Origin of the sequence: Aeromonas sp. 600479 (assembly GCF_049175515.1) — a bacterium.
GTDB classification, from domain to species: Bacteria; Pseudomonadota; Gammaproteobacteria; order Enterobacterales; family Aeromonadaceae; genus Aeromonas; species Aeromonas veronii_A.
On the sequence record NZ_JAAKVF010000002.1, the window covers coordinates 359,957 to 384,094 of the forward strand.

The 24,138-nt window shown below is 60.5% G+C and carries 23 protein-coding genes; 6 read left to right on the top strand and 17 right to left on the bottom strand.

Annotation, left to right across the window (positions count from 1 at the left end):
- Positions 1 to 21: 21 nt before the first annotated feature.
- Positions 22 to 1,173 (bottom strand): L-threonine dehydrogenase, encoded by a 1,152-nt coding sequence (gene yiaY / locus G5149_RS04355; protein ID WP_421211750.1) that lies wholly within the window; start codon positions 1,171 to 1,173, stop codon positions 22 to 24.
- A gap of 392 nt (positions 1,174 to 1,565) precedes the next feature.
- Between yiaY and udp the strand changes: the two genes are divergently transcribed.
- A complete protein-coding gene (gene udp / locus G5149_RS04360) occupies positions 1,566 to 2,321 on the top strand; it encodes a uridine phosphorylase (protein ID WP_005337975.1) in 756 nt (251 codons plus the stop codon).
- 140 nt (positions 2,322 to 2,461) lie between these two features.
- On the opposite strand, the gene G5149_RS04365 is transcribed toward udp, so the two are convergent.
- Positions 2,462 to 3,190 carry an RluA family pseudouridine synthase gene (locus tag G5149_RS04365; RefSeq protein WP_421211751.1) on the bottom strand — a complete coding sequence of 243 codons (729 nt, stop codon included), beginning with the start codon at positions 3,188 to 3,190 and terminating at the stop codon, positions 2,462 to 2,464.
- Between the two features lie 222 nt (positions 3,191 to 3,412).
- Between G5149_RS04365 and rihA the strand changes: the two genes are divergently transcribed.
- Complete coding sequence (gene rihA, locus G5149_RS04370) at positions 3,413 to 4,348, top strand: pyrimidine-specific ribonucleoside hydrolase RihA (protein WP_421211753.1); 936 nt, start codon at positions 3,413 to 3,415, stop codon at positions 4,346 to 4,348.
- A 33-nt stretch (positions 4,349 to 4,381) separates the two neighbouring features.
- Entirely contained in the window at positions 4,382 to 4,849 is a 468-nt protein-coding gene (locus tag G5149_RS04375; protein WP_421211755.1) for a hypothetical protein, read from the top strand.
- A 101-nt stretch (positions 4,850 to 4,950) separates the two neighbouring features.
- Here G5149_RS04375 and G5149_RS04380 read toward each other — a convergent pair whose 3' ends face one another.
- From G5149_RS04380 to G5149_RS04390, 3 genes are all read right to left on the bottom strand, one after another.
- Positions 4,951 to 5,247: a winged helix-turn-helix domain-containing protein gene (locus tag G5149_RS04380; RefSeq protein WP_005344341.1), complete on the bottom strand. Its 297-nt coding sequence runs from the start codon at positions 5,245 to 5,247 to the stop codon at positions 4,951 to 4,953.
- A complete protein-coding gene (locus G5149_RS04385) occupies positions 5,244 to 5,774 on the bottom strand; it encodes a DUF1523 family protein (RefSeq protein ID WP_005344342.1) in 531 nt (176 codons plus the stop codon). Before G5149_RS04385 ends, G5149_RS04380 begins: the two co-directional genes overlap by 4 nt.
- A 350-nt stretch (positions 5,775 to 6,124) precedes the next feature.
- Positions 6,125 to 7,747: a methyl-accepting chemotaxis protein gene (locus G5149_RS04390; protein ID WP_421211756.1), complete on the bottom strand. Its 1,623-nt coding sequence runs from the start codon at positions 7,745 to 7,747 to the stop codon at positions 6,125 to 6,127.
- A gap of 232 nt (positions 7,748 to 7,979) precedes the next feature.
- Between G5149_RS04390 and G5149_RS04395 the strand changes: the two genes are divergently transcribed.
- Positions 7,980 to 8,612: a LysE family translocator gene (locus tag G5149_RS04395; protein WP_069554739.1), complete on the top strand. Its 633-nt coding sequence runs from the start codon at positions 7,980 to 7,982 to the stop codon at positions 8,610 to 8,612.
- 73 nt (positions 8,613 to 8,685) lie between these two features.
- Here the strand turns inward: G5149_RS04395 and G5149_RS04400 are convergent, their stop codons facing one another.
- The 8 genes from G5149_RS04400 to G5149_RS04435 all read right to left on the bottom strand — a co-directional run bounded on the left by G5149_RS04400 (position 8,686) and on the right by G5149_RS04435 (position 16,149).
- Entirely contained in the window at positions 8,686 to 9,894 is a 1,209-nt protein-coding gene (locus G5149_RS04400) for a cation:proton antiporter (RefSeq protein WP_421211758.1), read from the bottom strand.
- A 153-nt stretch (positions 9,895 to 10,047) separates the two neighbouring features.
- Positions 10,048 to 11,151, bottom strand: a complete 1,104-nt coding sequence (locus tag G5149_RS04405; RefSeq protein WP_421211760.1) for a beta-N-acetylglucosaminidase domain-containing protein — start codon at positions 11,149 to 11,151, stop codon at positions 10,048 to 10,050.
- 43 nt (positions 11,152 to 11,194) lie between these two features.
- Positions 11,195 to 12,922 carry a potassium/proton antiporter gene (locus G5149_RS04410; protein WP_337073590.1) on the bottom strand — a complete coding sequence of 576 codons (1,728 nt, stop codon included), beginning with the start codon at positions 12,920 to 12,922 and terminating at the stop codon, positions 11,195 to 11,197.
- Between the two features lie 269 nt (positions 12,923 to 13,191).
- Positions 13,192 to 13,338, bottom strand: a complete 147-nt coding sequence (locus tag G5149_RS04415) for a hypothetical protein (protein WP_005337933.1) — start codon at positions 13,336 to 13,338, stop codon at positions 13,192 to 13,194.
- Entirely contained in the window at positions 13,335 to 14,024 is a 690-nt protein-coding gene (locus G5149_RS04420) for a M15 family metallopeptidase (protein ID WP_421211762.1), read from the bottom strand. Before G5149_RS04420 ends, G5149_RS04415 begins: the two co-directional genes overlap by 4 nt.
- Complete coding sequence (gene dapE, locus G5149_RS04425; protein WP_421211764.1) at positions 14,021 to 15,148, bottom strand: succinyl-diaminopimelate desuccinylase; 1,128 nt, start codon at positions 15,146 to 15,148, stop codon at positions 14,021 to 14,023. Before dapE ends, G5149_RS04420 begins: the two co-directional genes overlap by 4 nt.
- Positions 15,149 to 15,167: 19 nt before the next feature.
- On the bottom strand, positions 15,168 to 15,518 hold the full coding sequence (locus G5149_RS04430) for an ArsC family reductase (protein WP_288726945.1): 351 nt from the start codon (positions 15,516 to 15,518) through the stop codon (positions 15,168 to 15,170).
- Between the two features lie 316 nt (positions 15,519 to 15,834).
- Positions 15,835 to 16,149 (bottom strand): hypothetical protein, encoded by a 315-nt coding sequence (locus G5149_RS04435; protein WP_005344357.1) that lies wholly within the window; start codon positions 16,147 to 16,149, stop codon positions 15,835 to 15,837.
- A 285-nt stretch (positions 16,150 to 16,434) separates the two neighbouring features.
- Here G5149_RS04435 and dcuC point away from each other — a divergent pair, with 285 nt between their 5' ends.
- Complete coding sequence (gene dcuC / locus G5149_RS04440) at positions 16,435 to 17,811, top strand: C4-dicarboxylate transporter DcuC (protein WP_040066062.1); 1,377 nt, start codon at positions 16,435 to 16,437, stop codon at positions 17,809 to 17,811.
- A 134-nt stretch (positions 17,812 to 17,945) separates the two neighbouring features.
- Positions 17,946 to 19,085, top strand: a complete 1,140-nt coding sequence (locus G5149_RS04445; protein ID WP_337073586.1) for a M20 family metallopeptidase — start codon at positions 17,946 to 17,948, stop codon at positions 19,083 to 19,085.
- A gap of 138 nt (positions 19,086 to 19,223) precedes the next feature.
- On the opposite strand, the gene G5149_RS04450 is transcribed toward G5149_RS04445, so the two are convergent.
- From G5149_RS04450 to asnS, 4 genes are all read right to left on the bottom strand, one after another.
- Positions 19,224 to 19,880 (bottom strand): hypothetical protein, encoded by a 657-nt coding sequence (locus G5149_RS04450; RefSeq protein ID WP_337073585.1) that lies wholly within the window; start codon positions 19,878 to 19,880, stop codon positions 19,224 to 19,226.
- A 174-nt stretch (positions 19,881 to 20,054) separates the two neighbouring features.
- On the bottom strand, positions 20,055 to 21,398 hold the full coding sequence (locus G5149_RS04455) for an anaerobic C4-dicarboxylate transporter (protein WP_005337916.1): 1,344 nt from the start codon (positions 21,396 to 21,398) through the stop codon (positions 20,055 to 20,057).
- Between the two features lie 373 nt (positions 21,399 to 21,771).
- Entirely contained in the window at positions 21,772 to 22,527 is a 756-nt protein-coding gene (locus G5149_RS04460; RefSeq protein ID WP_337073584.1) for an ABC transporter substrate-binding protein, read from the bottom strand.
- 110 nt (positions 22,528 to 22,637) lie between these two features.
- A complete protein-coding gene (asnS, locus tag G5149_RS04465; protein ID WP_216979129.1) occupies positions 22,638 to 24,038 on the bottom strand; it encodes an asparagine--tRNA ligase in 1,401 nt (466 codons plus the stop codon).
- Positions 24,039 to 24,138 lie beyond the last annotated feature (100 nt).

Consider the following 24,138-nt stretch of genomic DNA (forward strand, 5'->3'; position numbering starts at 1 on the left):
TTTCTGGCAATCAGGCTACAATCACATTGCAGCGCGGAAGATGGCGACGATCTCTTCGTGGCTCGCCTGTTTCGGGTTGGTGAAGCCACAGGCATCTTTCAGGGCGTTGCTGGCCAGGGTATCGAAGTCATCGGCCTTGACGCCGAGCTGCTCCAGACCGGTCGGGATCTTCACATCCAGCGCCAGTTGCTTGATGGCGGCAATGGCAGCGGCGGCGCCCTGCTCGTCGCTCATGGCGCTCACGTCCACCCCCATGTAGCGGGCCACATCCTTCAGACGTGCGGCGCTAACCTGGGCGTTGAACGCCTGAACGTGGGGCAGCAGCACGGCGTTGCAGACACCGTGGGGCAGGTCATAGAAACCACCCAGCTGGTGGGCCATGGCGTGCACATAGCCCAGGCTTGCGTTGTTGAAGGCCATGCCGGCCAGGAACTGGGCATAGGCCATCTGCTCGCGGGCGTGCAGATCATCGCCGTGGTGAACGGCGGTGCGCAGGTGCTTGGCAATCAGCTCGATGGCCATCACGGCGCTGGCATCGGTTACCGGGGTGGCGATGGTGGAGACGTAGGCCTCGATGGCGTGGGTCAGGGCATCCATACCGGTGGCGGCGGTGAGACCAGCCGGCTTGGCCAGCATCAGCTCGGGATCGTTGACCGACATCAGCGGGGTAACGTGCTTGTCGATGATGGCCATTTTCACGTGGCGGGCTTCGTCTGTGATGATGCAGAAGCGGGTCATCTCGGAGGCGGTACCGGCGGTGGTGTTGATGGCGATAAGCGGCAACTGCGGCTTGGCGGAGCGATCCACCCCTTCGTAATCCTTGATGCTGCCACCATTGGCGGCCACCAGCGCGATGCCCTTGGCACAGTCGTGGGGCGAGCCGCCACCCAGCGAGATGACGCAGTCGCAGCCGTTGGCCTTGATCATCGCCAGACCCGCTTCGACGTTGCTGGTGGTGGGGTTGGGTTTGGTCTCATCGAAAACTGCGCTTTCAATGCCATGTTCAGCCAACAGGGTGGTGAGCTTGGCGACCACGCCGATCTGGTTGAGAATTTTGTCGGTAACGATCAACGCCTTGCGATAGCCGTAACCTTTGATATCGGCGGCGGCCTCTTGCAGACAGCCGGCACCCATCAGGTTGATTGCGGGAATATAGAATTTGAATGTAGCCATGATGGACTCCCTGTGGTTAGCCATTAAGTGGTAGTTTGGCGCCAACATAACATCGTCAGAGGGGATGGAAAGGGGTCAATGGTATCTGCTTTACAACTTTATGGACTCGATCACGTACCGAAAACATGGGGCCAGACAGGGATTGACAAGCGCTATTGCCCGTTCATGGGAAGAAAAACGTTTTTCAATTAATTCATCAGGTTAGCAAACGTTTTGCGTGGAATTTGTGACTGTCAATGCGTGGAAGTGTGAGGCGCTTCAAGGAATTGGAAAGCGCTTTCGACCATAGTTGGCGCCTCCCCGAAGAGGGGGGTAAAGGCTTGAAAGTATCATAAAGAATCATCTTAACTTGTGCCCTGACCATGCTGGCAGGGGGCAACCAGGAGTCCAATATGTCTGATGTATTTCACTTGGGTTTGAAGAAAGCGGATCTGCAAGGCGCCACCCTGGCGATCGTCCCCGGTGACCCCGAGCGCGTGAAGCGTATCGCAGAGCTGTTGGATAACCCGGTGCACCTGGCCAGCCATCGTGAATTCACTACCTGGCGCGGCGAGATGGACGGCAAGGCCGTGATCATCTGCTCTACCGGTATCGGTGGCCCGTCCACCTCCATCGCGGTAGAAGAGCTGGCCCAGCTGGGCATCCGCACCTTCCTGCGTATCGGCACCACTGGCGCCATCCAGCCGCACTTGAACGTGGGTGACGTGATCGTGACCACCGGTTCCGTGCGCCTCGACGGTGCCAGCCTGCACTTCGCACCGATGGAGTTCCCGGCTGTTGCCGACTTCGACTGCACCACCGCGCTGGTGAACACCGCCAAAGAGATGGGCTCCAAGCTGCACATCGGTGTGACTGCCTCCTCTGACACCTTCTACCCGGGTCAGGAGCGTTACGACACCGTATCCGGCCGCGTAGTGAGCCGTTTCCAGGGTTCCATGAAAGAGTGGCAAGCCATGGGCGTGCTGAACTATGAGATGGAGTCCGCAACCCTGCTGACCATGTGCTCCAGCCAGGGCCTGCGTGCCGGTATGGTGGCTGGCGTTATCGTCAACCGTACCCAGCAAGAGATCCCGAACGCCGAGACCATGGCGAAAACCGAATCTGATGCCATCAAGATCGTACTGGGCGCTGCCCGCAAGCTGATCTGATAGCACCACAAAGAGTGGGGGGTGGGGGCCGTTGCGAAAGCGCGGCCCCTATCTTTATCCGCCGTTTGCCGCTTTTCCTCTCCCGTCACGCCTTTCACTGATCCCGTCGCACTCGCGCTTATTGTTCCTACTTGTTGCACTTAAAAAGGCGCAGCACAGCGTACTTGCATCGGCTCGCCGCTCACCGGATGAGTAAAATCCAGCTCGCTGGCGTGCAGCATCAGCCGCGGCGCCTGTTCGCAGCCGGGCGGCAGCAGGCCACCATAGAGATCGCAGCCGAGGATGGGGTGGCCCAGCAGCTGGCTGTGGATCCGTAGCTGATGGGTGCGGCCGGTCTCCGGCACCAGTCGTACCCGGGTCAGTGGCACGGTCTGCCCCTGTATCTGCTGCGCCAGCCGCTCAATCACCTGATAGTGGGAGCGGGCGGGTTTGCCGCTGGCGGCGCAGATCTTCATCAGCGGAAAGAGGGCCGGATCCTTGGCGATGGGGGCGTCGATAACCCCTTCGTCGTCAATCAAATGACCGCAGAGCAGGGCGCTGTAGGCTTTGCTCACCGCCCGCTGACTGAACTGCTGGCAGAGCAGGGCATTGATGGCCTTGTTTCTGGCCACCACCATGATGCCTGAGGTGCCAAAATCTAGGCGATGCACCAGGGTGTAGCCGGGGAAATCCTGCACCAGTCGATAGTGAACCGAGTCGAGGTTCTGCGGATTTTTGCCCGAGAGGCTCAGCAGGCCGCTCGGCTTGTTGATGAGCAGCAGATGCTCATCCTCAAACAGGATCTCGATGGCGGCACTGCAGGGCGGGGCGATAAAGGTGTCGACGATAACAGACATAGGGCACACGGGCTGGAAACGGGGGACGATCATACCCGAACCGGCGCGGCCGGGCGAATGGGTGGTGCGCTGCCTCGGAAAATGAACGGCATGACGTCATGCAACCTCTTGATAATGAGCCGCTTTGAGCGATGCGGCGTGCCGTGCAAACCGCCCAGGTCAGCAACAAGGCCCCGTTTTGTGACCCCTTCCCGAGTTCATCCGAGGCTTGCTTGTTAAGGTATGGCTCCCTGTTATGTTGTAAGGACCCTTTCCATGGCACTGCCCGTTATTCTCGATTGTGATCCCGGCCACGACGACGCCATTGCCCTCATTCTGGCGCTGGCCAGCCCTGAACTTGAGGTGCTGGCGGTCACCACGAGCGCGGGCAACCAGACACCGGACAAGACCCTCAACAATGCCCTGCGCATCCTTACCTTGCTGGGACGGGATGATATTCCGGTGGCGGCTGGGGCGCCGAAACCGCTGGCCCGCGAGTTGATTATTGCCGACAACGTCCATGGCGAATCGGGCCTCGATGGCCCCAAACTGCCGGATCCCGCCTTTGCGCCGCAGGGGATGACGGGGATCGAGCTGATGGCCAGATGTCTGCGCGAGAGCCCGGAGCCCGTGACTTTGGTGCCGACCGGCCCGCTCACCAACATCGCCCTGCTGCTGGCGGCCCACCCCGAGCTCAAACCCAAGATCGCCCGTATCGTGCTGATGGGGGGCGCCGCAGGGACCGGCAACTGGACGCCGGCGGCGGAATTCAATATCTATGTGGACCCGGAAGCGGCCGATATGGTGTTCAAGTCGGGTATCCCCATCACCATGTGTGGCCTCGATGTGACCCATGAGGCGCAGGTGATGGACGAGGATATCGAACGGGTACGCGCCATCACCAATCCGGTGGCCCAGTGTGTGGCCGGTCTGCTCGATTTTTTCATGATCTACCATCGGGACCCCAAGTGGGGATTTGCTGGCGCGCCGCTGCACGACCCCTGTACCATTGCCTGGTTGCTGGCTCCCGAGCTGTTCCACGGGGTCGAGTGCCGGGTCGATATCGAGACCCGGGGGGAGCATACCGTGGGGATGACGGTGGTGGATCGTTATGGTCTGACCGGCAAGCCAGCCAATGCGCTGGTATTGTTGGGGCTGGATCGTCCGGGCTTTATCGATCTGCTGGTGACGCGGCTGCGGGCGTTTGACTGAGCGCCGGTTCATTTTTGCAAGAAGGGGCGGGGAATGTGGAAGAGAGGCTTGGCGCTGCTGGCCGGGTTGCAACTGACAGGCTGTGCGACGCCATTCGAGCGGATGTGGCAGGGGCTGGCGAGCTGTGAATTTACCGATCTCTATGTGAATGAGACGGGCAGGGCCGCCAATCTACAACTGGCCAATTACACCCCCTACAAGGTGAGCGACGGCTTTGCCTGGTACAAGGTGCACGAGGAGCTGCACGGCCTGCCGGTGGTCGGTTTTATCGTGCCCGCCTCCAGCTTCGAAGTGCACGCCCTGTTTGTCGATACCCCCATCGCCAACGCCCGCCGCTTGACCCATAACGCCTACGGCAGCGAGTTTGGCGACGAGCAGAAGCATGACGAGGGTGTGGCGCCCCTGCTGCTGCGCGACCCCAACAACCCCAAGCGATCCATCATCGACTGCACCCGTGGCGAGTCTGACGGGGAGCTTGAGGATTCGGCATTGCCCGAGTAGGGCAACCTACCACACCATCGGCCTGAAAAAAGAGGGGCCAGCCTTGCCGGCTGGCCCCTCTTTAATTCAACGCTGGGTGTGATTGCAGAGCAGTTCCCGGATCAGGGATAGCTCAGCGTCTCTTTGATAAGCGGCAGCTGGGCCTTGATCCACGCCGGATTGATGGGGCCCCAGTCGCTGATGCGGTAGTGCCCCTGCAGGTGGCGCGCCCCCTCGGTCTGCTCGAAGGCGCAGCTGATATCGAGTTCGGCCAGCGCGCTTAGAGTATCCTGCGCGGTGCGGCGTGGCATGCCGGTCGCTTCCATGATGGCGGGCACCGTATCCGTGCCCTGACTGATCAGCCAGGCCACGTAGAGCCGCCGGTAGAAGCTGGTGCGGGTCTTGCTCGGCTCGCTCATATCTCGTCCTCAAGACGATCGAAGTAGCGCCAGGTTGCGATGGCGGCTTTGCCCATCACCAGTGCCCAGAGACCGAACCAGAACCAGCGGAAGAAGCTCCAGGTGGAAGCATCAGGCTCGGTACTCTCAATCTTGGTGACGTTGGGGAACATGGAGAACATGTTGATGCGCCAGCCGTAGGAAGTAATGATGGCCAGACGCTTTTCAAACTCCATCGACTTGGCCTTGGCCTGCACGTCGGCGGCGTTGAACTTGAAGTAGAAGGGCCAGCCCCACTCGGTATCCTCATTTCTGAACACCCGGATCTTCTCGCCGGGGCGTTCGGTATAGATGTAGTAGACGTCGGTGGTCGGGCCGTCAGCCGGGTTCTTCTGGCTGATGGGACCATCCTTGTCGGTGCGCTTCACCTCGACCCCGGTGATGGTGGCGATGGTGTGCTCTGGCAGGTAGTAGTCGAGCCAGGCGGCAGAAATGAGGGCGATGAGCCCAAGGGCAATAAAGGCGGGTTTCTTGAATCTCAGGCTCATGGTGTTCTCACGTGAGGGGAAGTGACGTGCCTCTACCATACTCACATTTGCCCCCTCAGCCCAGCCCCTTATGGCTCCGCAAGCCAAAAAATGGCGTTTAAAACAACTGCCTCCTGCACCACGCTTCGTGGTTAAACCTGTCGCAATGCGTTGTTCGGACGGTTACCGGAGGAGGGGAAAAACGTGTTGATTGACACTCTATGGAGGCGTAAGGGGCGTGTGTGAAGGGACATGTGGCCGAATAAATAAAGCCCCTTATTTTATAAATAAAGCCCCTTATTTATAAAATAAGGGGCTTTATTGCTATCCAGAGGCCTGTGCCGGCCTCTTTTTATCTTTCAGGCCGCGTGTCAGAGCTGGAAGTGAGAGAGCTGCTTGCGCTGCTGCTCGGCCAGCTCCGAAAGCTCGTGGCTGGCGCTGGCGCTCTGGCTGATGCCGGCGGAGCTCTGGCTCACGATCTCGTGAATATTGGTGATGTTGCGGTTGATGTCGGCAGTGACGCAGGACTGCTCCTCGGCGGCAGTGGCGACCTGGGCGTTGGCGTCGTTGATCTGGCGTACTGCACCGGTAATGCCGCTCAGCAGATCCTGCACCTGAGCTGACAGGCGTTGGTTATGACCGAGGATCTCCAGGGTTTCCTGCACGCCGTTGTTGGCGGATTGGGACTGGCTCTGCAGCCGCTCGATGATGGCCTGGATCTCCTTGGTGGAGTCCTGAGTACGGGCTGCCAGCATTCTCACTTCGTCGGCGACGACGGCAAAACCGCGTCCGGTTTCGCCGGCACGGGCCGCTTCGATGGCAGCATTGAGCGCCAGCAGGTTGGTCTGCTCGGAGATCCCCTGAATCACTTCAATCACCTTGCCGATCTGCTCGGACTGGGATTTGAGCTGGGCTACGATGGCGGCGGCATCTTCCAGGCTGCCTGCCATCCGGCTGTTGGCTGCGATGCTTTCGGTAAAGAGGGCTAGCCCCTGTTCAACCCTGCCATTGGCCTCCCGCGCCAGCTCATCGGCGATAGCGGCGTTGTGGTTGACGTTGTCAGCGGTGCTGGAGAGTTCGGTCACGGCGGAGGCGACCTGTTCGATCTCGCTGTGCTGCTGCTTTGCATTGGCCTCGGACTGGGTCATCACGGCGGCCAGCTCGGTGGCGGCGGAGGCGACGCTGTTGCTGATCCCGGTCAGGTTCTCGATGGTGCTACCAAGTTGCCCCAGAGTGAGGTTGATATCTTTGGCCAGACGGGTCAGCTCGTTGTTGCCCTCCGCTTTGGCGCGCACGTTGAAGCGCCCTTGCGCCACGGCGTGCATCACCTCTTGCAGCTGACCGATGGGGCTGACGATGCGACCGGAGAGGACCCAGCCGCAGATCAGCGCCGCCAGCAGGGTACCAGCGGTGAGCAGCAGGGTACGTAGCAGGGTGGCGTCATAGTGAGCCTGCTCTTCGGCCAGCTCTTGCTGGATCAATTGGTTGATGTGGGCTGACATACTGTCGATCTGTTTGATCAGCTGCTCACCCAGTTCGCGGAAATGGAGGCGGGCCGCCTCGTAGGCGACCGGATCGCCACCTCCCTGATGCTTTTCTGCCAGTAACGGCAGCATATTATTTCGGGTGTGGCTGAGGTAGGCCTGCAGGGCTGCAGCGACCTGACGGTTATCCTGCTCGGCACCGGGGACAACCAAGCGACCGAGGATGGCATTGATCTCCTGCTCGGCGCTGTTGAGGTTCGCGGGCAGTGCGGCAAACAGCTTGGCATCGTACAGGCCATAGATGGCGCTGGTGCGCAGCCGGTAGGTGGTGTGGATCAATGTGGCAATATCGTCCTTGTGCCGGACTACGCTCTGGGTCGTCTCATCTATGTCACGGATGGCATCGTCCAGCCCCTGTTTACTGATGGCGATCATTACCATCATCAGCAGGCTGGCCAGCAGCAGCGGTATCAGGACCTGGACACGTATTGATAGATTATTCAATGACATAAATGGCTCTAATCCGAAATGGGAGGAGCTGACATATTACACATCTACGTCAGGAGCTGTCACAGTCTTTTATTGCTGAAATTTGCTGAAGAAAAGGTTTTTCCTTGTGCGAAAGGCACCATATAGGCATGATTGAGCGCTTAATCCCCTGAATATGTGGTACAACTGGCCGGGTTGTGTCAACCCTGTCCCGTTTTCGTGATTTCTCGCTCTCGTCATATGGAGGTGTGCTGTGTCCAGCTGGATCGATCCGGCCATTCTGGCTCTGTTTATTCCGACCTTTTTCTTTGTCTCGGTGACCCCCGGCATGTGCATGACCCTGTCGATGACGCTGGGGATGAGCCTGGGTGTGCGTCGCACCCTGCACATGATGTGGGGGGAGCTGATCGGCGTCGGCCTGGTCTCGGTGCTGTCGGTGATCGGGGTCGCTGCCATCATGCTCAACTATCCGGGGATCTTCGCCGCCTTTAAATACGTAGGGGGCGCCTATCTGGTGTGGCTAGGTATCCAGATGTGGCAGGCCAAGGGGAAGATGGCCATTCCGGCGGATCTCTCGGCCGGTCAGCAGACCAGCGCCATGGGGCTGGCGGTGCAGGGTTTTGTCACCGCCATTGCCAACCCAAAGGGATGGGCCTTTATGATCTCCTTGCTGCCCCCCTTTATCTCCGCCGACAAGCCGATGGCGCCGCAGATCAGCGCGCTGGTGGCGCTGATCCTGGTCATCGAATTCTCCTGCCTGCTGCTCTACGCCAGCGGCGGTCGTACCCTGCGCCACTTCCTCGCCAAGAGCGGCAACGTCACCCTGATGAACCGCATCGCCGGTACCCTGATGTTGGGAGTGGGGGTCTGGCTGGCGCTCGGTTAAGAGCCGTCAGTGACCCATGCCACCAAAGAAAAATGCCACCGGTCGGTGGCATTTTTAATGGGCGCAGGGTGGCTCAGCGCGGTTTGAAACGCTCGACCCAGGGGGTGGCGGTGAGGCCGTGCAGGACGACGCTCAATATGATGGTGCAGAGCACAGTGGCGATGATGGGCCGCTGGCCGATAAGGGCAGGCTGGTTTTGCAGCACCATCACCGCAAAGACGATGCTGGCAAGGCCCCGCGGCCCGAACCAGCCGATAAAGAGCTTGAGCTCGGGCTTGAGGCCGGTGCCGATGAGGCTCAGCCAGACCGGCACCATCCGCAGCAGGGTGAGGCTGGCAATGGCATAGAGCCAGTATTGCCAGTGCAGCAGCTCGGGCAGGATGGGCATCAGGGTGGCACCAAACACCATCCAGATCACCACGGAGAGCAGGTCGCCGTAGCCTTCGCAGCTGTCCATATAGGCGTGCTTGTGCTCGCCCAGGCGGCGTCCCATTAGCAGGCCACCAACGAAGGCGGCGATAAAGCCGCTCCCTCCGAGAGTCTGGGCCAGCGCAAAGCAGAGCAGGGCCAGCCCCGGCATGGTGAGCTGGCGCCAGAGCGGCAGTTGCCAGCCGTTGAGATAGGAGATTTTCAGCAGCCGGATAGTGAGGCTGGTCAGTACATAAGCGACCAGGAGGCCAATGCCGATCTCCTCCAGCATCAGGGTGAGGGCCAGAGTGGCGGTGCCTGCATGCTGTTCGGTGGGGGCAATAAGAGCCAGCAGCAGAAGCAGCACCGGTACGCAGATGCCGTCGTTGAGGCCACTCTCCTGATTGAGCCCTTCACGCACCGGTGCCGGTACGGCCGGGTTGCTTACCACCGCCTTGCCGAGCGCCGCATCCGTGGGGGCAAGAATGGTGGAGAGGATAGCCATCTCCAGCAGTGGCAGGTCGGGGAAGATCCAGTGACCAAACAGGGCACCACAGAGCAGGGTAAGAGGCAGGCCGATCATCAGCAGCCGGATGGGGAGCTGCCGGTTGGCCAGCAATACTTGCCAGTTGGTGTTGGCGGCATCGTTGAACAGCACGATAACCAGCGTCAGCTCGGCCAGCAGCTTGATGCCGTCACTGTCGATAGAGAGGGAGAGCAGCTCCAGCCCGCCAGGCCCCAGCAACCAGCCGGTCAGCAGAAAGAGCAGGGGGCCGTTGACCAGTTTTGATTCGAAGCGCCCCGCGATCAGGCTGTAGATCAGCAAGAAGGCGGCGATCACCGCCAGATTCTGGTAAAGCAGATGTGTATCCATACAAGCTCCCTTGAAACCATCTTGTCAGGGCTGTTTAACTGCCATCCTGGCCCCGGGTTATGCCCGATATTCTCAGTGATTAACTCTTCGTTGCCGTAACTGTGCGCACACCTTGTCCAGAGTGGCTGTGCCCATCACGCCTGCCGAGGCAGATCAATCGGTCAGACAGTCGGGGTCGAACACATACTCCCCGTCCAGCCAGCGCACGATTTCGTCGACACAGGATTGGTCGCGAAACGGCAGGTAGCGGGCCTTGAGATGGGCCACCTGCTCAGGGGTCAGCTGGGCCAGCCCTATGTCCTGAAACAGCGGCAGGTCGGCCTCGATCATCGCCGAGATCTGCGGGCCACAGGTGGCGTTGAGGGCGGCGTGCAGCGCCTTGCCGGGGTCGTACTGCTTGCCGAGTCGGTAGCTCATTGGCAGGGTGGCGAGGGGCAGGGCGGAGAGCGCCGCCTGCTTCATCGGGTTGACCGCATGGCCAGAGACCAGCTCCGCCAGCTCGGCGGGGCGGTTCTCGAAAGCGCGCAGGTGCAGGTAGCTGCTCGCCTTGCTGCCATCGTTAACCGGGTAGTTGTCCCAAAGGAAGGGCTTGCGGCCGAGCAGGTCGGTCACCTGCTTGAGGTGGCTGGCCGGATATTCGCTGGAGCAGACCTTGGGGCCGGTCCAGAAGATCTCGAAACGGCGGTCGAGTTGCTCGCCAAGCTCCTCCAGATAGCGGGGAGGCATGGCGCCAAACACCTTCTCCAGCACCGGATCGGTCGAGTAGTAGCTGGGACAGAAGATGAGGCGGGTCGCCTTGCTGTGGGCCGCGATATCGTGGGCGATGGTGAGCTGGTGACGGGCCAGATCCGGGGTATCCCCCTTCATGTCGTCAAACAGCACCGCCAGGATATCGGGCTGGAGCATCTCGTCGATGAGGCGCACTTTCTCAAGCAGCGCCGGGCGTTTGCGATCGTAGTCGTGATGGGCCCCCATGGGGCTTAAGCCCACCCCGAAGGCGAGCCCGTTGGCGCGGCACTGGCGCGCCAGCTCGGCGAGATCCGCCAGCTGCTGCTCGGGCCAGGGGAGGGCCCAGTGCTTGCGCAGATAGCCATCCTCTTTCGGTGCATAGATATAGAAGCCGTAACCGTGGCGTGGCAGCCACTGTGCGTAGCGGGCGCGGGCCTGCCAGCTCCATCCCTTGCCAAAAAAACCTTCAATGACCCCCAGATTGGCAGCTGGGGGGAGGGGGCCGGACAGCAAACTTTGATATGGCATAACGCTCTCCCTTCTTGCAGGGGACTTGATACGGGACGGTCGGTCAGACCGGGTCCTCTTCCTGAAAGCGCACCCCGATTTTGCTCGGCACGCTCTCGTCCATTTCGGCCACGGTCCAGATCAGGCCCTGCCATTCGATGTTGTCACCGACCACCAGATTATCGCCCAACTGGCTGGCAATAAAATCACCCAGTGTCTGATCCGCCACCTCGCTCACATCCAGCCCGTAGAGAGGGGCGAGATCCACCAGCCGCGCGGCTGCTTCCAGCAGGAAGTCACCGAAGAAGCGGGGGCCGAGATCCTGCTCCGGTGCCTGACTGAACAGCTGGCCTAGGGCGGGGAGGTCACGTTCGTGACCGATCACGCAGAGGATGTCATCGGCCTGCAGACAGGTACTGCCCGAGGGGTGGAGCAGCTCGCGGCCACGAAACAGGGCGCAGATCCGGGTGCCGGCGGGCATCTGCAGATCCCGCAGCGGCGAGCCGATGCACCACTTCTCCTCCCCCAGCTGGTAGACGAAGGTCTCCCACTGGCTGTCGAGATCGATCTCGAGCCCCGAGCGGTTGATGGGCGACGGTGGTGCCGGCACCTCCACCCGCGCCAGTTTTGAAGCCAGCGGCAGCGAGCTGCCCTGCAAAATCAGCGAAACCAGCACCACGAAGAAGGCGACGTTGAAGTAGAGCTGGGCGTTGGGCAGCCCCGCCATCATGGGGAACACCGCCAGAATGATGGGCACCGCGCCGCGCAGGCCGACCCAGGAGATAAACCAGCGCTCGCGGGGGGCGAAGTTCTTGAACGGTAGCAGCCCGATCCAGACCGACACCGGGCGGGCAAACAGGATCATCCAGGCTGCCAGCGCCAGTGCGGGCAGGGCGATGGGTAGCAGCTTGTGGGGCGAGGCGAGCAGCCCCAGCACCAGAAACATGCCGATTTGGCTCAGCCAGGTGAGTCCATCCAGTACCGACAGGGTTGTGCTACGGCTGCGCAGGGAGAGGTTGCCGAGCAACAGACCTGTGAGGTAGATGGCAAGAATGCCGCTGCCGCCTACGGCAGTAGTGAGGGCAAAAATGAGCAGGCCGCCGCTGACGGTGAGCAGCGGATAGAGCCCCGGGGCCAGGCGGGCGGTGTTGATGAGGCGCCACAGCAGCCAGCCGCCGCCAAGGCCGATCCCGGCACCAAGGCCAAACTGCTTGACCAGTTGTAGCAGCAGGAAGCCCGCATCCAGCCCCTGCTGGGCGGTTGCAAGTACCTCAATCAGGGTGACGGTGAGAAACACCGCCATGGGGTCGTTGCTGCCTGACTCTATCTCCAGGGTGGCGCTCACCCGCTCGTTGAGACTGCGCCCGCCGAGCAGGGAGAAGACCGCCGCCGCATCGGTGGAGCCGACGATGGCTCCGATCAGCATCCCCTGCATCAGGTTGAGGTCAAACAGCCAGGCGGCGGCCAGGCCCGTCAGGCCGGTGGTGATGGCCACCCCGACCGTGGCCAGCGACAAGGCTGGCCAGAGTGCCACCCGAAACGAGGAGACCCGGGTGCGCATGCCGCCGTCAAGCAGAATGATGGCTAGCGCCAGGTTGCCTACCAGATAGGCGACGGAGTAGTCGGCGAAGTGGATGCCACCTGGACCATCTTCACCCGCCAGCATGCCGACGGCGAGGAAAATGACCAGAATGGGAATGCCGAGGCGGGAAGAGAGTGCGCTCAACAGTACGCTGGCTCCCACCAACAGGGCAGCGACAAGAAAGAAACTGTTGATGGTAGCGGCATCCAAGGGCGAACTCCTTCTTGGTAATGTGCAAAGTAGGCACATTATATGCAGTTAGGTCCCCTTTGTGTGGCTTATTTGTGCATCAATTTGCACTTTTTTACATTTTTTGCCTCATGGCTACGCCATATTCTGACTGTGACGGGGTTAACGAAAGCAGTGTAAAAGGTGCATCGATATCGGGATGCGCAGGGAGGAGCGGGCGGGGAAAAGCGAAATGACACGGCAGAGGAAGAGGGGAGCACAAGGGCGCTCCCCACGGGATGGAGCGGGACTCAGTCGTCCTCGTCATCCTTTACTTCGCGGATCTTGTCCTTGTAGTTGGGCAACTGCTTCTCCAGCCGTTTCATGTCTTTGATGGCATTGAGAAACAGCCCGAGCAGGAACAGCAGCGGCAACCCTATCCACAGCCAGAGATTCATGGGATTTTCCTTTCGTCAGGACTGGTGGTGACATAACGGTCCAAAATTTCATCAAGGTTGGCCAATATGGTCGCCTTGCCTTCAATATCCGCCTGTTGCAGGCAAAGTGCCAGCGTCGTCGGGTCGAGCCGTTGCGCACGGGACTCGGGCCCGAAGCTGATATGCCAGGGCTCGTAAGCGACCCCGCTCCCCGCCCCGACCGGTTTGGCATAAGGGAGGAAGAAGCCAAAGTCGCTCATATGGTCGTTTAGCCACTCGCTGAGATCTGCAAACCAGCCCCCGGCCTCATACTCCCAGGGTTCCAGCGCCAGCTTGGTGTCGGCGGGCAGGCAGTCCGGGTCGTAGATGTCGAGATCGGTACCCCAGTGGTGGCGACTGGTGCCCGGTAGGGCGCTCCAGCGCAGAATGGCGTGCAGCCGCGCCTCGTCACTCAGTTGCAGGGCATCGATGGGCTGGCTGTTGGCATCGAGCAGTGGCCGTTCGCCGCGCCACTTGCCGTTCCAGATGGCGAGCTGGCGATCAAAGCTGCGCCAGCTGGAGGCCGGTTGCAGATTGAAGCCAGCGTGGGCGGCGGCTACCTGCATGTCGTTGAAGACCGCCGCGGTGGCGGCGGTCAGACGATGAGGGCCTTGCCCCACCAGAATAAGGTGGCTCTCGTCGAGCCCCAGCAGTTGTTCCTGGGTCATGCCAGCAATCTCTCGAGCACCCCTTGGTACATGTCCGCCAGCAGATCCAGATCATCCGCCTTCACACACTCGTTAACCTTGTGGATGGTAGCGTTGACCGGGCCGAGCTCGATCACTTCGGCGCCGGTGGGGGCGATAAAGCGCCCATCCGAGGTGCCGCCGGTGGTGAGCAGGGCTGGCTGCTGGCCATTGACCGCCTCGATGGCGGAGACCGCCGCTGCCAACAGTTTGCCGGTGTCGGTGAGGAACGGCTGGCCGGAGAGGGTCCAACTCAGCTGATAATCGAGGCCATGTTTATCCAGCAGCGCCTCGACCCGCTCGCGGATATCCAGGTCGGTCAGTTCGGTACTGAAGCGGAAGTTAAACTGCACCTGCAATTCGCCCGGAATGACGTTGGAGGCGCCGGTGCCGGCCGAGATGTTGGCGATCTGGAAGCTGGTGGGGGGGAAGTAGGCGTTACCCTCATCCCACACGGTCGCGGCAAGCTCGGCCAGCGCTGGCGCCGCCTTGTGGATCGGGTTGTCAGCCAGATGGGGATAGGCCACATGCCCCTGCACCCCGCGTACAAGCAGATCGCCGGTGATGGAGCCGCGGCGGCCGTTCTTCACCACATCCCCTACCACGGCGGTAGAGGAGGGCTCGCCGACGATGCACCAGCGGATCTTCTCGTTGCGGGCCTCCAGGGTGTCGATCACCCGGGTGGTGCCATTGATAAAGGGCCCCTCCTCATCGGAGGTGATGAGAAAAGCGATGGACCCGGTGTGATCCGGATGCTCGGCCACGAAGCGTTCGACCGCCACCACCATGGAAGCCAGCGAGCCCTTCATGTCGGCGGCGCCGCGCCCGTAGAGCACACCATCCTTTATGGTCGGCTCGAACGGCGGGGTGTGCCATTTGTCCAGCGGCCCGGCGGGCACCACGTCGGTGTGACCGGCGAAGCAGAACAGCGGCCCCTCGCTGCCACGGCGGGCCCAGAGATTGGTGGTGTCCTCAAACACCATGGGCTCGATAACAAAGCCGAGTTTGGCGAGGCGCTCCGCCATCAGGGTCTGACACCCTTCATCGAGGGGGGTAACGGAGGGGCGGCGGATCAGATCCTTGGCCAGTGCGATGACATCCGACATCAGTTGTCCTTAGTTGTCCTTAACGGGAGAAGAGGGATTGGTAGTGATCGGCCTTGAAACCCAGAGTCAGTTCGCCGTCACGGTCGAGCAGCGGGCGCTTGATCATGGCCGGATGTTCCAGCAGCAGGGCACGCGCTTTGGCGGTATCGAGTCCATGTTTGGCCTCGTCCGGCAGGGCGCGGAAGGTGGTGCCGCGGCTGTTGAGCAGGGCTTCCCAGCCGAGTTGTGCCAGCCAGCTGTCCAGATCGTCCGGGTTCAGGCCGTCGGCGCGGTGGTCGTGAAAGCGGTAGTCGATACCGGCCTCATCCAGCCACTTGCGGGCTTTTTTGATGGTGTCGCAGTTCTTGATGCCATAGAGGGTGATGGCCATGGGGAGTCCTTCTCTTGTGGGCGCTGGCCGTGGCCGTGCCCGAAAATCCGAATCAACAGAGTGCAAGGGCCCGATTCTGGCATTGTGGCAATCCCATGGCAACGCCGATGGTCCGGCTCGCGGGTTTTACCGGAACTGGTCACACCTGAACGGCGATTTTGAGATCAAGATCAGAAGCTGTGCGGCGGGTATGCCCGATGGGGCGGGTATTGCGGGAGAAGAGCCGCTATCGCAGGAGAAAAAGAGAAAGGGCAAACGCCAGATAGCCAAAACGCGCCAGCGGGCGCGTCTTGGTTGGCATCATCAAGCACCTCAATCAGTGCAGGGGGGCCCACTCATGGTCAAAGACCCGGGCCCGTTCCCAGGGTGCATCAGGCAGGCTGGAAGAGAGGCCAGTGTATTTGCCCACGTCGTCCACGACGATGGCGGAGAGGATCGGCAGGTTGTTTTCTGTGCAGTACATGCGAATGCGCTGCAGCAGGGTGCGCAGTTCATCCTGGCACTGTTCCAGCCCGGCCTGCTTGGCCAGTTTGGAATAACGAATGGTAGTGCGTTCCTTTGCAGACTCGACGAGGATGTCCCACAGCTTGTAGTCGCAGGTCGAGACACCTGCGGTGGCTTGGCTTGTCATAACTCTCTCCGGCGCGAAATGGTCGCTATATGTCGAAGCGCATCTTCGCCACTTCGGCGCTGTCGTATGTTGATCCAACGCAAAAAAGAGGGGAGTCGCGTCAGACAATTCTCTTTCCGAGAATGGTAAAGGTTTTTCTGTGGGTGAAAAAACGAAAATTTGGCACTTGGCTAACATATTGTGCTGTCAAAGCCCAATGTCGTCACCTTTATTGATGGGGATCAAAGGCAAACAGTAGTCAGATCACTAGATTTCGCTCCTCGATAAATTTATCAGGAGTGAATATTGGAACTTTTATTCGTCTTGCTCGTTCTGGTCGCCGTGGTCTACGGCATCATCAAGGATTACAACCCGCAGGCGGTGCTGGCGCTGGCGGGCATGGCCATTTTTGCAGTGGCCTACTGGTTGGGGCTGCACCCCATTCTCCCCGCTGACAAGAGCACCGGCTTCGCCCTGTTCGACCTGTTCGAAGTGTTCAAGGGGATCTTCTCCTACCGCGCGGCGGGCCTCGGCCTCACCATCATGGCGGTGGCGGGTTTTGCCACTTACATGTCCCATATCGGGGCCTCTCAGGCGCTGGTGCGGGTGGCGGTCAAGCCGGTGGCGGGCATCCAGTCCAGCTACCTGATGCTCGCCATCTGTTATCTGGTGGCGGTCTTTGTCTCCCTGTTCGTCACCTCCGCCACCGGCCTTGGCCTGTTGTTGATGGTCACCATGTATCCGGTGATGCGCAACCTCGGCATCAGCCCGGCCTCCGCCTGTGGTGTCATCGCCACCTCCCAGGCGTTTGAAATTGGCCCGACCCAGACCAACGCCATCTTCTCCGCCGGTCAATCCGGCATGGATCCGACCAGCTATTTCGTCGACTACCAGATCTGGCTGGTGGCCCCCATGCTGCTGGTGACCATGGTGCTGCACTTCTTCTGGCAGCGTCACTGCGATCGCAAGGATGGCTGGGATCCTGCGCTCCATCGCGGCGATCACGCCGAGCTGGACGAGCAGGGCACCGAGAGCGTGCAGGCCCCCACCTGGTATGCGCTGCTGCCGATCATCCCCTTCGTGCTGATGATGACCTTCTCCAAGCTGCTGGTGAGCGACATCAAGATGAGCGTGGAGGTGGCTATGCTGCTGTCGGTCTTTATCGGCATGCTGTGCGAGCTGCTGCGTAGCCGCTCGGTGCGTACCGCGTTTGCCGGGCTCTCCAGCTTCCTCGACGGCATGGGCAAGGTGTTTGGCCCTGTGGTGGCGCTCATCGTCTGTGCCGAGCTGTTTGCCGAATCTCTCAAGGCCATCGGCGCCATCGATACCCTGCTGCACTCTGCCAGCAATGCCGGTATCGGCAGCGGTCTGATGACCCTGGTGATGGTGGCGCTGATCATGGTAGCGGCGGTCATCATGGGCTCCGGCAACGCGGCCTTCCTCAGCTTCTCGACCCTGGCACCGGCGGTGGCGGCCAAGTTTGGCGTACCGGCGGTGACCATGCTGCTGCCGATGCAGCTCGCTTCCAGTATCGGCCGTACCGTCTCTCCCATCGCGGCTGTGCTGATCGCCTGTGCGGGGATTGCCAAGGTATCGCCCTTTACCGTGGTCAAGCGCACCAGCGTGCCGATGGCGGGGGCGCTGGTGACGGCGCTGACCCTCAACTATCTGCTGTTCATGTAGTGATGTGGGTTATGTAGTGGTGTTTGGAATTTACCGGTCGGGCGGGTGGCATGGCTGCCCGCCTTTTTCTCACTGTGTCGCATTGTTGCAATAGACGATCGGCCATCAATGCTGATTGTTGCATGGAGAAGATAATGACAGTTGTAAAGAGCCCGTTTTCCCTCGATAACTATCTGGCCGATTTGGCCCCGCTCATCAACCTCGATTGCGGTACTCGCACCCCGGCCGGGGTAGCGAAAGTGGCCGACATCATGACCGAGAAATATGAGGCCATCGGCTGGCAGGTGACTCGCCACCAGTTCGCTGCCGAGTGCGGCCCCTGCCTCGAGATCACCAATGCGCCGGGTGCAGATCACTACGACGTGATGCTGTGCGGCCACATGGATACCGTCTTCCCCGAGGGGACGGCGGCCAAGCGCCCGCTGAAAATCGAAGGCAATCAAGCCTTTGGCCCCGGCGTTTCGGACATGAAGAGCGGCTTGCTCTCTATCTGGTATGCCCTCAAAGAGATGGACCCGGCATTGCTTGCCAAGCTCAAGGTGCTGGTCTGCTACAACTGCGACGAAGAGATTGGCTCCCCCTGGTCCAAGGATTGGCTGGTGAAAAAAGCCAAACAGAGCGGCTGCGTGCTGGTGGCCGAGGCAGCCCGTCCCAACGGGGATCTCATCAGCGCCCGCAAGGGCAATGCCAAGTACCGCATCACCTTCCACGGCAAGGCGTCCCACGCCGGTTCGGCCCTGACCGAAGGGGTCTCTGCCATTACAGAACTCGCTCATTGGGTGCTGGCCATCAACGAGCAGGTCAACATGACCACGGGCACCACCATGAACGTTGGCGTGGTACAGGGCGGCACCGGTGTCAACGTGGTGCCGGACTTTGCCGAGGCGATCGTCGATCTGCGCTTCTGGAGCAACGAAGAGGCCGCTGTGGTACACGATCGGCTCACCTTTATGGCCAACAACCCCTTCCTCGCGGGTTGTCGGGTCGAGGTGGATCGCCAGACCTTCAAGCCGGCGATGCGCCCGAGTGGCGACACCGAGGCGCTGATGGCACTGGTGGAGGCGGCAGCCAAGGAGGAGGGGATCCCCTTCAACTGGCTGGAGGCCGGTGGCGGCTCGGATGCCAACTTCACCGCCGCCGCGGGGGTGCCGTCGCTGGATGGCTTCGGCCCCATGGGGGGCGGTTTCCACTCGGAGGCGGAGTTCCTGCTGCTGGAGAGCATCGAGCCGCGCATCCGCCTGCTGCAGCGGGTGCTGGGCAAGCTGGCGAAATAAGCCGGTTTATCCCTTGTTCGGGTCGTTATTGGCCCGCTCAAAACTGGTCCGCTCAAATCCAAACGGGAGGCTGTTGCCTCTGTTTTTTTATCTCGATTTTTCGCGCGCTGAGTGAGCGGGCCAGATGGCTTGCGGCCGTTACCCCTGCGGCTCGGCCAGATAGGCCAGATGATCCTGCCGCGTCACCTGCCAGCCATCGAGGCGCAGCGGGGCGGCAAAGCCCGGGCCGTCGGTCACCATGGTGTGGTACTCCCCTTGCTCGCCGCAGGCATCGAAGCCCTCGTGCTCGGCCAGTTGCTGCAGATCGCTGAGGGTGGTGGCATCAAGGGTGCGTCCAGTCCACTCGGGGGAAAGCACCCGGGTATCGACGCAGGAGAGGTGGGCGACGATGCCACGCGCCAGCATATCCGCCAGCAAGGCTTGACGAGATTGCTGCCAGAGCGGGGTATGGACGGTGAGGCCCAGCGGCTGGCAGCGTTCGCGGATCCAGTTAGGCGCACCGCCCACGCTGTCGATATCGCCGGTGACCACGCCATCGAGTTGCCACTCCTCCTTGAGCCGTGCCAGTGCCCGCTCATAACCGAGATCGAACGGCGCTTCTATGGTGACCAGCAGATGGGGCAGCCCGAGGGCTTCCGCCTGACGGCGCACCAGCGGCAAGGGGTGAGCGAGAAATCGGGGCTCAGGCGGCGCAAAGGTGGCCAGTGCCACCAGCTGATGGCCCGCTTGGCGAGCATGACAGAGGGCCAGCATGGCATCTTTGCCACCGCTCCAGAGCAGGATGACGCGAGACATGGATGAGATTCCGGTGGTGAACGAGGGGGCATGCTACCCAGCGGCGGGGGCAGAGGTAAAGGTATTGTGTCCGGAAATGGCGGCGGGGAAGTGGTTGAGGTAACTGAGCGGGGAAAAAAGCAGGCCCCCGAAGCGGGGGCCTGTATTGCAATAGCGTGGTAAACGCCGCTGCGATTAGAGCAGGATGCTGGTGAGGATAAAGCCCAGCGAGCAGGAGGTCACCACCCCGATCAGCCCCGGAATGATGAAGCTGTGGTTGATGATGAATTTGCCGATGCGGGTGGTGCCGGAGCGGTCGAAACCGATACAGGCCAGATCGCTCGGGTAGGTCGGCAGCACGAAGTAGCCGTAGCTCGCTGGCAGGAAGGCGATCAGCAGCTTCGGCTCGACACCCAGCGCCAGACCCATGGGGGCGATGGCGGTGAGGGCGGCGGCCTGGCTGTTAACCAGCTTGGAGATGAGGAACAGCACCAGGGCGTAGGTCCAGGGCTGGGCCTGTACCACATGGGCCAGGGTCTCTTTGAGCAGCGGCATGTGGGCCTGGAAGAAGGTCTCACTCATCCAGGCAACCCCGAATACGGAGAAGATGGCGACCATGCCCGCCTTGAAGACGGCGCCGTTGGCGATCTCGCCCGGCTTGACCTTGCAGCGCATCAGGATGATGGCACCGGCGATCAGCATCATCATCTGGATCACCAGGTTCATGGAGAGCGGGCCGGTCTTGTCCTTGATGGTGAACACCGGCCGCAGACCTTCGTTGGCGCCGAGCAATACCACGGCAGCGATGGCGGCGAAGAAGATCCAGGTAGACCAGTAGGCCTCTTTCGGGAACTTGGTGTTGAGCAGGGTCTCGCCACCACCGTAGATAAAGGCACGCTGCTCCGGGTCTTTGATCTTGGCCTGGAACTCTTCATCCTTGTCCAGATCCTTGCCGCGACGCAGGCTCCACAGGGCCGCCACGATGACACCGGTCAGGGAGGAGGGGATGGCGATCATCAGGATGTCGAGCAGGCCGTAAGCCTGACCGATACCGTGACCTGCCGCCAGAATGGAGACCATGGAGACCACGGCAACGGAGACCGGGGAGGCGCAGATGGCCATCTGGGAGGCAACGGAGGCGACAGCCATCGGGCGCTCGGGACGGATGTTCTTCTGCAGCGCAATGTCAGCGATGATGGGGAACATGGTGTAGACCACGTGGCCGGTACCGCACAGGAAGGTGAGGGTCCAGGTGGTGAGCGGCGCCAGGATAGTGATGTATTGCGGGTGACGGCGCAGCAGGCGCTCGGCCACTTGCATCATCAGGTTGAGGCCACCGGCAGTCTGCAGGGTGGCGGCACAGCCGATCACCGCCAGAATGGTCAGCATTACCTGAACAGGCGGTTCGCCCGGCACCAGGCCGAAGACGAAGGTCAGCAGGAAGAGACCGATACCACTGATGAGACCGAGTCCCATGCCCCCAAAGCGGGTACCCAGCAGCAAGCAGCCGAGTACCACTAAAAATTCCATCAAGATCATTCCGTTACCTCGTGTGATTCAACCCATATTGCCGCGGGTAGCCTGAACCATGAATTGTCATTGTCTGTTTTATTTAGCCCAAAAGGGTTAGTTGCTATTCTGCTCCCCTGAAAAAGTGAAAAAATTGAGTTACTTCAATAACTCGATGAATTTCAGATTAAACCACTTAAAAACCACGTACTGATAAAGGCGTTACTTATTCTGGCGAGTTGTATCATTCGGGGCTTAACCATCCGCGCGCACCAGAAGCGCCATTATGGGAAATGAGTCTGTAAGGAAGGGGTGGAAAAAGGTCCGAAACAGGATAGAAAAGGCTGTAAAAACGCAGGCTCAAGCCATCTTTTCCGCCAAAAGGGGTGTTTTGCCACTCTGTTCATCGGGGGGCGGGGGCTGATAGCAGATAGCGACGCTGATACTGTTCGCTAAGCTCCTTGATATCGAGTCTGGCTAGCGCATTGTTCACTCGCTGTTGCAGTTGCTGTTGATCGGGACGGAACATGATGTGCAGGCTCTTGTACCCGAGGATCTTCGGGTTGAACTGCAGCTGTTCGGGGTGGAGCTTGTCATCGTGATAGGTGAGCCAGTAGAAAACATCCCGGTCGATCACGGCCAGATCGAGCCGGTCGCGCTGCAATTTTCGCAGGTTGAGGTGATCGTCGTCCACGGCAAAGGTGTTGAGGCGCTTGCTGGCCATCAGGGCATCAAATTCACGGGTATTGATATAACCTGCGACGACCCCAATCCGGTAGGAAGCGAGATCTTCGAGTCGCTGCCAGTGGATAGGGGGGCCGGCTTGCTGCGCCATGCCCAGCACACTACTGCCCACGCTGGTGGATATATGCCACCGTTTATCCAGATCATCGGCGAAGTATTTGGGGAAGTAGCCGCTGTAGTGCTGGGCGGGATCGGATGCCAGCAACATGGCTCGATGCCAGGGGTAGAAGTCAAACTGAACCTCCAGCCCCGCTTCGGCAAATGCACGCTTGACGATATGACCGGTAAGGCCACCATCAGGGAGATGCTGGCTGGTATAGGGGGGCCACTCCAGGGTGGTCAGGTGCACGGGTTCTGCCCGCAATTGCAGGGGGAGCCAGAGCAGCAAGAGTGTCAGAAGCCGACGATATCCCATGAACGACCCATTCCTTGTGTCGATTGGTTCTGAGTATTACCCATAACGGGGGTAATAAAAAAGCCGACCCTGAGGACGGCTTTTGCAATGTAGTGGCAATATGCCGCTGATCAGAACTCGGCGGTACGCGGAGTTCGCGGGAACGGGATCACGTCGCGGACGTTGCCCATACCGGTCACGTAAACCACCAGACGCTCGAAGCCCAGACCGAAGCCGGAGTGCGGGACTGTGCCGTAGCGGCGCAGATCGCGATACCACCAGTAATCTTCCTGCTTCAGGCCCATCTCGGCCAGGCGGGCATCCAGTACCTCCAGACGCTCTTCACGCTGGGAGCCACCGATGATCTCGCCAATACCAGGTGCCAGTACGTCCATCGCGGCAACGGTCTTGCCGTCGTCGTTGAGGCGCATGTAGAAGGCCTTGATATCTTTCGGATAGTTCTTCACCACCACCGGAGACTTGAAGTGCTCCTCGGCCAGATAGCGTTCGTGCTCGGAGGAGAGATCGATGCCCCAGGAGACCGGGAACTCGAACTTCTTGCCGCAGTTTTTCAGCACTTCGATGGCATCTGTGTAATCAATCTGGGCGAAGTCGGAGGCGACGAAACGCTCCAGACGGCCGATGGCATCCTTGTCCACGTGCTGGGCAAAGAACTCCAGATCGTCGCGACGCTCGGTCAGGACGGCGTTGAAGACATACTTCAGCATGGCTTCGGCCAGGGCGGCGTTATCTTCCAGATTGTTGAAGGCCACTTCCGGCTCCACCATCCAGAACTCGGCCAGGTGACGGCTGGTGTTGGAGTTTTCAGCGCGGAAGGTCGGCCCGAAGGTATAGACCTTGGAGAGGGCGCAGGCATAGGTTTCGGCGTTCAGCTGGCCGGATACGGTCAGGAAGGCCTCTTTGCCGAAGAAATCTTCGTTGTAGTCCACCTTGCCGGCGTCGGTACGCGGCAGGTTTTCCAGATCCAGGGTAGAGACACGGAACATCTCGCCGGCCCCTTCGGTATCAGAGGCGGTGATGAGCGGGGTCGCAACCCAGACAAAGCCCTCTTCGTGGAAGAAGCGGTGGATAGCTTGCGCCAGGCAGTGGCGAACCCGGGTCACGGCACCCACGATGTTGGTGCGCGGACGCAGGTGGGCCTGTTCACGCAGGTACTCGATGCTGTGGCGCTTGGCGGCCATCGGGTAGGTATCGGGATCTTCGACCCAGCCGACGACCTTCACATCGGTGGCCTGCAGTTCGAAAGCCTGGCCGCTGCCCTGGGATTCGGCGATGATGCCAGTCACTTCCACGGAGCAGGCGGTGGTCAGACGCAGCACTTCATTCTCGTAATTGGCCAGGGTATTGGGGACGACGGCCTGTACCGGATGGAAACAGGAGCCATCGGAAATGGCCAAAAATGAGATCCCCGCCTTGGAATCACGGCGAGTCCGGATCCACCCTCGTACAGTCAGGGTGGTGCCAACCGCATATTTACCGGTCAGCACATCAACTACGGATGCGTGCGTCATCGAAATATTGTCTCCAGCTTGTTCTTGCAGCGCTATTTGCAACACTAGGGAGTCTGGCCCGGGCACAGATGGCCCACCATGGCAGACTAAGCCGTCAATC

Bases quoted from the DNA above. Each gene is read 5' to 3' on its own strand.
- rihA (WP_421211753.1), top strand. From the start codon at position 3,413: ATGGCACTGCCCGTTATTCTCGATTGTGATCCCGGCCACGACGACGCC.
- asnS (WP_216979129.1), bottom strand. From the start codon at position 24,038: ATGACGCACGCATCCGTAGTTGATGTGCTGACCGGTAAATATGCGGTT.
- G5149_RS04390 (WP_421211756.1), bottom strand. From the start codon at position 7,747: ATGTCATTGAATAATCTATCAATACGTGTCCAGGTCCTGATACCGCTG.
- G5149_RS04365 (WP_421211751.1), bottom strand. From the start codon at position 3,190: ATGATCGTCCCCCGTTTCCAGCCCGTGTGCCCTATGTCTGTTATCGTC.
- G5149_RS04430 (WP_288726945.1), bottom strand. From the start codon at position 15,518: ATGGCCATCACCCTCTATGGCATCAAGAACTGCGACACCATCAAAAAA.
- udp (WP_005337975.1), top strand. From the start codon at position 1,566: ATGTCTGATGTATTTCACTTGGGTTTGAAGAAAGCGGATCTGCAAGGC.
- G5149_RS04435 (WP_005344357.1), bottom strand. From the start codon at position 16,149: ATGACAAGCCAAGCCACCGCAGGTGTCTCGACCTGCGACTACAAGCTG.
- G5149_RS04375 (WP_421211755.1), top strand. From the start codon at position 4,382: ATGTGGAAGAGAGGCTTGGCGCTGCTGGCCGGGTTGCAACTGACAGGC.
- G5149_RS04405 (WP_421211760.1), bottom strand. From the start codon at position 11,151: ATGCCATATCAAAGTTTGCTGTCCGGCCCCCTCCCCCCAGCTGCCAAT.
- yiaY (WP_421211750.1), bottom strand. From the start codon at position 1,173: ATGGCTACATTCAAATTCTATATTCCCGCAATCAACCTGATGGGTGCC.
- G5149_RS04400 (WP_421211758.1), bottom strand. From the start codon at position 9,894: ATGGATACACATCTGCTTTACCAGAATCTGGCGGTGATCGCCGCCTTC.
- G5149_RS04415 (WP_005337933.1), bottom strand. From the start codon at position 13,338: ATGAATCTCTGGCTGTGGATAGGGTTGCCGCTGCTGTTCCTGCTCGGG.
- G5149_RS04450 (WP_337073585.1), bottom strand. From the start codon at position 19,880: ATGTCTCGCGTCATCCTGCTCTGGAGCGGTGGCAAAGATGCCATGCTG.
- G5149_RS04385 (WP_005344342.1), bottom strand. From the start codon at position 5,774: ATGAGCCTGAGATTCAAGAAACCCGCCTTTATTGCCCTTGGGCTCATC.
- G5149_RS04460 (WP_337073584.1), bottom strand. From the start codon at position 22,527: ATGGGATATCGTCGGCTTCTGACACTCTTGCTGCTCTGGCTCCCCCTG.
- G5149_RS04420 (WP_421211762.1), bottom strand. From the start codon at position 14,024: ATGACCCAGGAACAACTGCTGGGGCTCGACGAGAGCCACCTTATTCTG.
- dapE (WP_421211764.1), bottom strand. From the start codon at position 15,148: ATGTCGGATGTCATCGCACTGGCCAAGGATCTGATCCGCCGCCCCTCC.
- G5149_RS04455 (WP_005337916.1), bottom strand. From the start codon at position 21,398: ATGATCTTGATGGAATTTTTAGTGGTACTCGGCTGCTTGCTGCTGGGT.
- G5149_RS04445 (WP_337073586.1), top strand. From the start codon at position 17,946: ATGACAGTTGTAAAGAGCCCGTTTTCCCTCGATAACTATCTGGCCGAT.
- G5149_RS04380 (WP_005344341.1), bottom strand. From the start codon at position 5,247: ATGAGCGAGCCGAGCAAGACCCGCACCAGCTTCTACCGGCGGCTCTAC.